This window comes from Actinomadura sp. KC216 (genome assembly GCF_004348535.1).
Taxonomy (GTDB): Bacteria; Actinomycetota; Actinomycetes; order Streptosporangiales; family Streptosporangiaceae; genus Spirillospora.
On sequence record NZ_SMJX01000344.1, the window covers coordinates 1 to 8,398 of the forward strand.

At 70.3% G+C, this 8,398-nt stretch carries 7 protein-coding genes; 5 read left to right on the top strand and 2 right to left on the bottom strand.

The window, feature by feature from the left end; all coding sequences use genetic code 11:
- Positions 1-451: 451 nt before the first annotated feature.
- From E1264_RS36175 to E1264_RS36185, 3 genes are read left to right on the top strand one after another with little or no spacing between them, the layout of a single operon-like run.
- Positions 452-901 (top strand): hypothetical protein, encoded by a 450-nt coding sequence (locus tag E1264_RS36175; protein ID WP_132180965.1) that lies wholly within the window; start codon positions 452-454, stop codon positions 899-901.
- Positions 902-946: 45 nt separating this feature from the next.
- Entirely contained in the window at positions 947-1,939 is a 993-nt protein-coding gene (locus E1264_RS36180; protein WP_132180967.1) for a hypothetical protein, read from the top strand.
- A complete protein-coding gene (locus tag E1264_RS36185; RefSeq protein ID WP_132180969.1) occupies positions 1,939-2,481 on the top strand; it encodes a hypothetical protein in 543 nt (180 codons plus the stop codon). Before E1264_RS36180 ends, E1264_RS36185 begins: the two co-directional genes overlap by 1 nt.
- 14 nt (positions 2,482-2,495) lie before the next feature.
- Here E1264_RS36185 and E1264_RS36190 read toward each other — a convergent pair whose 3' ends face one another.
- Together E1264_RS36190 and E1264_RS36195 are read right to left on the bottom strand one after the other, a co-directional pair.
- Entirely contained in the window at positions 2,496-2,921 is a 426-nt protein-coding gene (locus tag E1264_RS36190; RefSeq protein WP_132180971.1) for a YbaB/EbfC family nucleoid-associated protein, read from the bottom strand.
- 27 nt (positions 2,922-2,948) lie between these two features.
- Positions 2,949-3,497 carry a hypothetical protein gene (locus E1264_RS36195; protein WP_132180973.1) on the bottom strand — a complete coding sequence of 183 codons (549 nt, stop codon included), beginning with the start codon at positions 3,495-3,497 and terminating at the stop codon, positions 2,949-2,951.
- Positions 3,498-3,806: 309 nt separating this feature from the next.
- On the opposite strand from E1264_RS36195, the gene E1264_RS36200 reads away from it, so the two are divergent.
- Entirely contained in the window at positions 3,807-5,585 is a 1,779-nt protein-coding gene (locus E1264_RS36200; RefSeq protein WP_132180975.1) for an HSP90 family protein, read from the top strand.
- Positions 5,572-8,247: a hypothetical protein gene (locus E1264_RS36205; protein WP_132180977.1), complete on the top strand. Its 2,676-nt coding sequence runs from the start codon at positions 5,572-5,574 to the stop codon at positions 8,245-8,247. Before E1264_RS36200 ends, E1264_RS36205 begins: the two co-directional genes overlap by 14 nt.
- Positions 8,248-8,398: the final 151 nt, after the last annotated feature.

Sequence of the window (8,398 nt, forward strand, 5' to 3'; positions counted from 1 at the left end):
CTCACCCGCATGATCAAGCACCGCCTCAAAGTGGTCCAGCACCACCCCGACGTGATCGATGGCTGCCTGACCACCACAGGCCTCACCCTCACCACCACACCCGCCAACACCAATTAATCCTGGTTAGAGAACAAGGCCGGCCTGGCGACCATGCTGTGCATTCTCGGCGACATCCACCGCCATGCCGGACGCCCTTCCAAGGCCCGCCCCGCCTACTCCGAAGCCCTAGACCTGCTAATCGAGATCGACGCCCCCACCAGAATCCGCGAAGTGCGAGAACTCCTAACAAACCTCCCCCAAGACCCCGAACCAGGCCCGTAGACGACCCCGGCCCGGGCTCGCTCATTTGCACGCAAACCCGTGAAGCGGAGGCGAAACCCCGTTATTCTTACCGCGCTGCCAACGTGCCTGACTCCTGACAGTTCGCGAGTCAAGTGGAGATCAAGATCGTATGAGTCCTCCGAACCGGGTCGCGCAGGCCCTGGGAACGAAGACCGACCACTCGCCCGCACCGCCCGGGTCCGCGCCGCCGACGCCGCCGTCCGCCAAGCCGGTGCCGCCGAAGTCGCCGTTCGGGAACATGCCGGTCTCGACTGGGTCCGGCGAGGTGCGGTTCAAGTCGCAGGACATTTCGCGGCTGGGTGACCGGCTTGTCACCGACCTCGGGGACGACCTGAGCCAGGCGCGGCGACACGTGAACGCCGCCCCCCGCGAGGTCGAGGCACAAGCGTTCACGACGTTCTGCGCTCATCTGGCCCATGCGTACGTCCAAGGCACGGAGTACGCGGACGTCGACCTGGTGACGAAGCTGCGTCACCTGAAGGAGTTCCAGGACGGGCTGAAGACGACCGCCAAGGTCGTCCAGATGGCGGACGACAAGAGCGCGCCGAAGACGCGGTGATTCCGCGTCCCGAGTAGAGACGGGTGTTTCGTGGCTCCCAGCGGCATGGGTCATCTGGCCGAGATGGCCAAAATCGCCTTGGACGTCTCGACGGTCGCCGCCTTCATCATCCCCACGGCTTGGCCGTCGGTAGCGGTCATGTACATGGCCCAGTCGGACCCGGCGCAACTCTGGGACGCGGCGGAGGACTGGAAGAAGACCGTCGACAAGATCAAGTCGGCGCGGGACAAGATCGACGACGAATTGCGCACGCTGCCGGACGACAGCTGGTACGGCAAGGACCGCGACGCCTTCGAGAAGAAGATGCACGACTACGCCAACCAGCTGATGCTGGCTTTCGCGTACGCGTTCGTCATGTTCATCGTTCTCACGGTCATGGCACTGCTGATCGCCGTGTTCATCATGACGATGCTGGCGTGCGCACTCGTCCTCGCCTACTTCGCCGCATGGGTGCTCATCGCGCGGCTTCTGGTGCCCGTGCCCGGGTACGGTCAAGCGCACCTGGCGGCCGCGGAGGCCGCTGCGCGGAGTGCCGCGTTGAGCGTGCGGCACGTCCTCCGCACAGCTGAGGGGGTGCTGCAGAAGGCGGGCACGGCGTGTGCGGCGGCCATCGGCGCCGCCACCGGGGTCGACGTGGTAGGCCAGATGCTCACCGGCAACACCAACGCCTTCCCGGACTTTTTCGAGGCGACGGTGCGCAGCGTCGATGACGTGGCCATTAGCAGGCTCGCCCTCATCGAGCAGAAGATCACCGGGCAGTTCATGCGCGGCCGGGCCTTCGGCGGCACCGGATATGGGAAGTTCCGCCTGCCCATGGTCCGCCTCCCGCAGAAGTACAGGAGCCTGTGGTCGGGCCTCGGCGGCGCCAAGGGGGTCGCGGACACCGGACTTCCCTACGCACCCGAGGGCGTCGCGAACCCAGGGGCGCCCTGGATCAACAAGGGGATCACCTCGGTCACCGGCAAAGAGGGCTATGGGGACGACTACGTCAAGCGAACGAATCCGATCCCGGCCGATACCGACAAGGGGCTCGACTGATGACCGCTCCTGGAGGTTTCAGGGTCGTCCTTCAGAACCCGAAGCGGGATGCGCCCATTACGCTCGCCGTTTTGGGGTTCCTGTGCGTCCTCTGTATCTGGGGCGCGGTGGCGGTGGACAACGTCTGGCGCTACGTGCTGGCCGTGTTGGGCGTCCTGCTGGTCGCGCTGATTCCGCTGCTCGTCGTCCAACTCCTGCCCGGAAGGGAATTCCTCACCTACATCGATGCTCGGGGGCTGGTCGTGACAAGCGGCAAGCGGCCTGAAGAGATCCTTCCGGCCGAGCGGTTCCGGCAGTTCGAGGTCGTCGACCCCGGGGGCGGTGGGCCGGTGACGCTGAAGCTGAGTTATAGCAAGGATGGTGACTACGAACCGCCGAAGCAGATCCGGGGCATGGAGGAGTCTCCGGGGCGCCTCTTGCTCGCAATGATCAAGGACGGCGAGGGGGGCGGGTCGCTCAGCCTGGAGGATTTGTGGCGGCTGCGCCGGTTCGTTGAGGAGACGGGCGTGGGGACGTGGTCGGAGCAGACCCGCCCCCACTGAACCCCGGCGGCCTTTCAGCGTTGCTGGAAGGCTCGACGCATGCTGTCGATGATCGCGGTGGTCTCGTGCAGCGTGCTCTCGAACGTTGTGTGCAGGTCGGTGACGAAGGCGGCGGCCTCTTCCGCGCTTGGCGGATCCGCCATCTGGTCGCCGTTCGGCCCGAATGATTCGGTCGTCAGTTCGGCGACCTTGCGCTCGAATTCCCGCTGAGCGTCCCGTACGGTCTCGGTGATCCGCTCGCCGAGTTCAGCGGCGGGCATGCGCAGCGCCGTCGGATCCAGGACGACGCCGGCGAGCCCCGCGCTGGTCCACTGCGCTTTCACCCGGCCGTCGGCGGATTCGGCCTCGGTCTTCAGTTCGTCGATCCGGCGGCGCAGGTCTTCTGACCGGGTGGCGTACTCCTGGGCGCTATCGGCCAGGGCGCCGAAATCGAGGTCCATGAGCGTCCTTTGTGTCGAGTGTGGCGGTCAGTGGCTGCGCAGGGCCTGGAGTTCGGCGGCGATCTCGGCGGCTATCGCCAGGGCCATGAGGGAGTACCGCCAGCGTTCGCTGTCGTCGGGGGACTGGATCGTCGTCATGCCGCTGCCCTCCGAGATGTGTCCGATGGGCGTGCCATTCGAGTCGATGACTTTGAAGGAGGTGTAGGTGAAGTCGCCCTGAATGGTGCCGAAGGGCTCGTCGTTTGGATCGACCACCTGGAACAGGTTCGTGGTCAGGCCCTTTCTGCCGGTGCGGCGCAGCGCTGTGATCCGGTTGCCGGACGCGTCCTCGACCGGGAGGAGGTCGATGTCCCGTGTCCGCTGCTGAGGCATCTGGAACAGCAGGCTCCCCTCTGGGGCCAGGACCCGTATCGCTGGGACGGATGACCGGAACATGTTGCGGAAAGACCATCGCGGACGTTCGATGACCGCGAAGGCATTCCCTTTCCAATCGACGAAGTTGTTATCGGTCATCAAGAATTGGCGCCGGTCGGTTCCTTGGGAGGTCATCGTCCGCCTTCGGCTCGGGCTGATCATGCTCCGACGGTGCGCGGGGTGCGATGACTGAGCGTAGTGGTTATAAACGGCTTAGTCAGATGGTATTGAAAAAGGTCGATCATCTTGTGTTTTGTGATCGTCCATAAAGGTGGTTTGGACGGCTGTGCGGCGGTCAAGGGCGGGCTTGGGTTCGTGTGGTGCGGGGGACTGCTCGCGGGGCTCGGCCGGGACGCCGGTCGTATGCGGCGCACCGGTGCCCGGTGAAGCGGAGCGCGCAAATGATCTGTGGGAGTCGGTATCGGTCGCTAGGGTGTGATCGCCCGTAAAGGTGATCGGGGAGGCACGTCGGTGGCAGAACAGGCATTTCAGGTCGACCTGCGCGGCGTGGTGGATCTGCTGAGCCGGCATCTCTACGCGAGCCCGCGGGTCTATCTGCGCGAGCTGTTGCAGAACGCGGTGGACGCGATCACGGCGCGTGGTGGAGGCGGCGGGCGGGTCGAGATCGAGACCGGCGGCGGGACGCTGCGCGTTCATGACGACGGGATCGGGCTCACCGGCGATGAGGTCCACACGCTGCTGGCGACGATCGGCCGCTCGTCCAAGCGGGACGAGCTGGGGTTCGCGCGGCACGACTTCCTCGGCCAGTTCGGGATCGGGCTGCTGTCGGCGTTCCTCGTCGCCGATGAGATCGAGGTCGTGACCCGCTCTGCGAAGGGCGGGGACGCCGTCCGCTGGACAGGGCTGTCCGGCGGCAGTTACCGGGTCGAGCCTGCCGAGCGTGATCAGCCCGGGACGACGGTCTCGCTGCGGGCCCGTCCGGGGTCGGCGGAGCTGCTCAGCCCGGCCGTGGTCGCCGACCTCGCGCGTACGTACGGGTCGCTGCTTCCGGTCGAGTTGACCGTGGACGGTGTGGCGATCACCGGTGGCGGGCCGCCCTGGCAGGTCGCCCATCCTGACCCGGCGTCGCGGCGGCGGGCGCTTGAGCGGTACTGCGAGGATCTGTACGGGTTCACGCCGTTCGACGTTGTGGATCTGGACGTGCCCGAGGCCGGGTTGACGGGTGTCGCGTTCGTGCTGCCGCAGCCCGTTTCGCCTGCCGCGCGTGCCGCGCATCGGGTCTATCTGAAGCGGATGCTGCTGGCGGAGAGCGTCGAGGGGCTGCTCCCCGAGTGGGCGTTCTTCGCTCGTTGCGTCGTGGACGCGGGCGAGCTGCGTCCGACCGCGAGCCGCGAGGCGCTCTACGAGGACGAGCTGCTCGACTCGGCGCGGCAGGGGCTCGGTGACGTCCTGCGGCAGTGGCTGGTGCGGCTGTCGGAGACCGACCCGGGGCGGCTCCGGGCGTTCCTGCGGCTGCATCAGCTCGGCGTGAAGGCGATGGCGCTGCACGACGACGAGATGCTCCGGATCGTGGACCGGTGGCTGGAGTACGAGACGTCCGCCGGGCCGATGACGCTGCACGAGTTCCGCCGTCGGCACCCGGAGGGGCGGTTCACCCCGGACGTGGACGAGTTCCGGCGGCTGTCGGCGGTGGCGGGCGCGCAGGGGGTCGGCCTCGTCAACGGCGGCTACGTCCACGACACCGAGATCATCGAGCGGCTGCCCGCGCTCGACCCCGACATCCGGCTGGCCCGGCTGGACGCGGCGATGCTGACGACCACGTTCGGTGTCGTCGACCCGGCGGCGGAGCTGCGGCTGCGGCCGTTCCTCGCGGCGGCGCAGCGGGCGGTGGAGCGGCTCGGCTGCGAGGTCGTGGTCCGCGAGTTCGATCCGGCGTCGCTGCCCGCCCTGTATCTGACCAGCCGCGACGCGCAGTTCCGGGAGGAGCTGGCGCGGGCGCGGGAGGAGGCGGACGAGCTGTGGGCCGACGTGCTCGGCGCGGTCAACGCCACGACGGGCACCGACCGCCCGCAGCTGGTGCTCAACCACCGGAACCCGCTGGCGCGGCGCGTCACGTCGCTGGGCGATGACGGGCTGGTGGAGCTCGCCGTCCAAGCCCTGTATGGGCAGGCGCTGCTGCTCGGCCACCATCCGCTGCGGCCCGCCGACACGGCGGTGCTGAACCGTTCCTTCATCGGCCTGCTCGAGTGGGCCGTCCACTCCCCGGAGGCCCCCCGTGAGCACGGATGACGTCTATGCGCTGATGGCGCGGTCGCAGGAACTGCCGTACGGCGAGGCGCGGACCGTCCTGGTCGAGGACGCGCTGCGCCGTGCCGAGGCGGCGGGCGACGAGGTGCTGGCGTTCCACGTCCGGGTCCGGCTGACGGACGCGTACCGGTACGGCGGTGAGCCCGTGAAGGCGTTCGCGACGTTCAGCCGGTCGCTCGCCGACCACGACCGCGATCCCGGCCGGTTCGACGAGACGCACGGCCTGCTGTGGCAGATCAAGGCGATCGTCAGCTCGCTCACGCTGTTCCCGGAGATCCCGCTCGACCGGGCCTACTCGGTCCTGGACGACATGGAGCGCCGCTACAAGGCGGGCGGGCACAGCCTCCAGGCGGTGTACCACTACCGCAACGTCGTGGCGCGGCACGTCGGCGACGGCTCGGCGGACGAGTGGTACGCGAAGTGGCGCGCGGCCGAACGCGACGAGCTGTCCGACTGCGAGGGCTGCGACCCGACCGGCATGGCCAGGCATCTCGTGCAGGCGGGACGGCACGAGGAAGCGTTCGAGATCGCCGCGCCGGTGCTGGACGCGACGCTGCGGTGCAACGAGCAGCCGCAGTCGATCCAGACCGCGATGCTGCCGGTGTACCTGCGGACGGGCCGCACCGAGCAGGCCGCGGACGCGCATCGCCGCGCGTACCGGGTGCACCGCACCCGGCTCGCCGATATGGGCGATGTCGCGGAACATCTGGAGTTCTGCGCGGTCACGGGCAACGAGGCGCGCGGGCTGGAGATCCTCCAGCGGCATCTCGGGTGGCTGGACCGGGCGCCGAGCACCCACGCGGAGATGTCCTTCTGCGCGGCGGCGGCGCTCGTCCTGGGGCGGGTCGCGGCGGCCGGGCACGGCGAGGCGACCGTGCGGCGGCCCGCGGCGGACGGCCGACCGGCGGCGGACGTGCCGCTGGCGGAGCTGCGCGCCGAGCTGGCGGAGCGCGCGACGGAGCTGGCGGGCCGGTTCGACGCCCGCAACGGGACGTCCTGCCAGGGCGACCAGATACGCGCGGTGCTGGAGGCGGAGCCGGTCGCCGAGTTCGTCCCGCTGGCCGCGCACCACCGCCGCCCGGCCCCGGCCGCCCCCGCGGCGGCGCAGCGGCCCGTCCCGGACGACGACCTGTCCGCCGAGACCGACCTCGACAGGCTCTTGGACATCGCCGACGAGCGCCGCACCCGCCGCGACCTGTCCCGGTCGCTGGCCGCGTGGCGGCGGTTCGACGCCGTCGCCGAGACGGCGGAGCCGACGCCGCTGCAGAAGGCCCGCCGCCTGGACGGCAAGGGCGTCGAGCATGCCGTCGCGGAGGAGTGGCCGCCCGCCGCGTCGTTCCTGGAGGCGGCCCACGAGCTGTTCGGCGAGCTGGGCGACGACACGCGCCGCCACCGGGTGCTCGGCCGCCTCGGCGCGGTCCACCTCCGCATGGGCGACCGGCGCGGCGTCGACGAGATGGTCACCGCCGCGGAGTACTTCACGAGCAACCCGACCGGCGAGGGCGACGCCACCAGCTCGCTGCTGCGCCTCGCCACCGCCTACGTGGAGCTTCAGCGTCCGGCGGAGGCGCTGGCGACGCTCGACCGGGTGGATCCGGACGACGATCCCGTGAGCGCCGGGGAGATGTGGTTCGTGCGCGGGCAGGCGCTGCTGATGTCCGAGGACGGTGAGGGGGCGGTCGCGGCGCTGCGCCGCTCCGCCGAGGCCGCCCGCGCGGCCGACGATCCGGAGCTCGTCGCCCCGCCCGTGCTGCTCCTCGCCCGTGCCCTCGCGCAACGGGAGAGCGGCCCGGACGACGAGGTGATCGCGCTGATCGACGAGGGGCTCGCCGCGCTGCCCGGCCCGTCGCCGATGCGCGCCGCGGCGCATTCCGAACGCGGGCTCGCGCTCCTCGCGCTGGACCGTCCGGCCGACGCCGCCGCCGACCTCGCCGAGGCCATCGCGGGCTGGACGGCGGAGGGCCTGCACGAGCAGGCGATCCACCTGCGCGTCGACCTCGCCGCCGCGTACCTGTCGACGGACCGCCACCTGGAGGCCGCCGAGACCGCCGAGGAGGCGCTCCCGGCGCTCACCGGCCCGGAGGACGCCGGTTCGGAGCGGCGCTGCAGGCTGATCCTCGCGCACGCGCAGAAGGGGCTGGGCGAGGAGGAGGCCGCCGCGTCGTTCACCTCGCTCGCCCAGGACGCCGCCCGCGAGGGGCAGCACGACGCCGCCGCGCACTTCCTGTACGAGGCCGCCGACGTCCTGTCGAACCTCGACCAGGACGTCGTGGCCGCCGAACGGTTCGCGGAGGCCACCGAGGCGTTCGAGAAGGCGGGCGACCCGTACGGCGTCGTCCGCACCGGGCGCCGCCGCGCGATGTGCCTGCTGTGGAGCGGCGACACCGACGAGGCGCTCACCGTCGTGGACGCGGCCCGCGCCGCGCTCGCGGGCCTGCCGCCGGACAACGAGCCCGCCCGCGTCTGGGAGACCGCGCTCGTCTCCTACGACGAGGCCCGCATCCTCGCCCAGGCCGGGCGCCTGCCCGAGGCGGCGTCGGCCGCGTCCGCCGCCGTGGACGGCTTCACCGCCCTGGACCAGTCCGATCCCGCCGCGGAGGCCGCGAGGCTCCGCGACGACATCACCGCCGCTATGGAGCGGTGACCCGGGCGGCCCCGGCGGACGGGACGGCGTCGAGGAACTCCGGCGCCGTCCAGCCGCGCTTGGCGTAGGCGGCGGTGATCGCGTCCCGGACGCGGCCAGCCTTTTCGGCAGGGGCCAGGACGATCATCGAGCCGCCGAACCCGCCGCCGAC

Bases quoted from the DNA above. Each gene is read 5' to 3' on its own strand.
- E1264_RS36195 (WP_132180973.1), bottom strand. From the start codon at position 3,497: ATGATCAGCCCGAGCCGAAGGCGGACGATGACCTCCCAAGGAACCGAC.
- E1264_RS36175 (WP_132180965.1), top strand. From the start codon at position 452: ATGAGTCCTCCGAACCGGGTCGCGCAGGCCCTGGGAACGAAGACCGAC.
- E1264_RS36185 (WP_132180969.1), top strand. From the start codon at position 1,939: ATGACCGCTCCTGGAGGTTTCAGGGTCGTCCTTCAGAACCCGAAGCGG.
- E1264_RS36180 (WP_132180967.1), top strand. From the start codon at position 947: ATGGGTCATCTGGCCGAGATGGCCAAAATCGCCTTGGACGTCTCGACG.
- E1264_RS36190 (WP_132180971.1), bottom strand. From the start codon at position 2,921: ATGGACCTCGATTTCGGCGCCCTGGCCGATAGCGCCCAGGAGTACGCC.